The sequence below is a fragment of the Streptosporangium sp. NPDC002607 genome (assembly GCF_053592655.1).
Genome location: NZ_JBSFWD010000139.1, coordinates 2,166 through 3,710 on the forward strand (window position 1 = coordinate 2,166; position 1,545 = coordinate 3,710).

A 1,545-nucleotide genomic window follows, 5' to 3' on the forward strand; every position below is an offset into this window, starting at 1 on the left:
GGTGCCGCCCGGGGAGGCGCCGGGCTGATCCGTCAGGTCACGGTAGGCCGCTTCACGAAACGCGGTGACCAGGGTCACCGAGACGTTCCTGGCCTGCGCCCCGGACAGCACGACGACGTTTCGCAGCAGTTCGAGCGTGGCGGAGTCGGCCCAGTGCAGGTCGTCCAGGATGATCACCAAAGGCCGGAGCCGCGCGGCCTCGATGAGCCACTGCGCGATGAGCTGATTGCGATGACGCGACGCCGTCCCGGGCGCGCCGGTGAGCCGCTCATCACCCAGCAGCCCCGCCAGCACCTGACGATCCGGCGGCGGGACGGACTCGGCCAGCGCACGCAGCACCTGCAGCCACGGCCACAGCGGCGGCACCCCCTCCCCCTCGTGACAGCGCCCCCACAACACCAGATAACCCAGATCGGCGCAGTCATCGCGAAACGCCTGCAACAGCCGGGTCTTACCGATACCGGGCTCGCCACTGACCGCGGCGGTCACCACGCCGTTGCGGTCCATCAAGACCGGCAGCGCCGTCAACGTCGCGAGCTGGCGATCTCGCCCGATCAGCTGCCCATGGGCCGACCCCGGCGGGAGCACCTCGGCCGCCACAGGGAAGGAGGGGGCATGCGACAGCGAGACGGACTCGGGCCAGACGGTGAGCGAGTGCGACTGCTGCAAGATGTCCTTCTCCAGCGCCTGCAACTCCGGACCCGGATCGAGGCCGAGCTGCTCGGCGATGACCTTCCGCGCCCGGCGCAACGTGGCCAGCGCGTCGGCCTGCCGCCCGCTGCGATAACGGGCCAGGGCCAGCAACCACCACAGCCGCTCGCGAAGCGGATGCTCCCCGATCTCGGACTCCAGCTCGTGGATCACCGCCTGCGGACGGCCGAGATCCAGCAACGCCCGCCCCCGGCGCTCGATCGCGGCCAGGCGCAGCTCACACAGCCGGTTCACCTCGGCGAGCGCCCACAACTCGTCGGCGAACTCACCGTAGGGCAGGCCGCGCCACAACCGCAGCGCCTCCTCCAAGAAGACGAGCGACTCCGCCGGCGGGCGCTGTTCCGCCTCGGAGACGAGCCTGGCGAAGCGCAGCGCATCGACGTTCGCCGTGGCGAGCAGGTAGCCGGGCCGCCGGGCGACCAGAAGCCGCGGCGGGGTGCGCGGAGCCCGGTCCGGCTCGATCGCCCGGCGCAGGTTCGACACGTGGACATGGAGCGAGGCCAGCGCGTTCACCGGCGGCGCACCGTGATACAGATCATCGATCAGGGTGTCGGTGGAGACGACCGTACCCGCCGCGGCCACCAACCGGGCCAGGACGGCTCGCTGCCGCGGACCGCCGGAGCCGACAGGGGCCTCGGCGGCGTAGACCTCGAAGGGGCCCAGAACCCGGAACTCGACGCTCCGTTCGCCGTCCGGCCGCCGGTGAAGCAAATTCTCGATCCCGTTCTCCGAGTATCCTGCTTCACTGTCCCGCACACTGCCCCCCGGCGAAGAATGGTTCGCAACGTCGTCCCATAGTCGCTGGAAACCCGGCTCCGCCTCGTCACTCGTGCG

Annotated in this window: 1 protein-coding gene; it reads right to left on the bottom strand. The window is 70.7% G+C overall.

Annotation, left to right across the window (positions count from 1 at the left end; translation table 11 throughout):
* Positions 1 to 1,422: BTAD domain-containing putative transcriptional regulator (locus ACWD3H_RS47445; protein WP_451959767.1), on the bottom strand; the 1,422-nt coding region annotated here is incomplete at its 3' end.
* Positions 1,423 to 1,545: the final 123 nt, after the last annotated feature.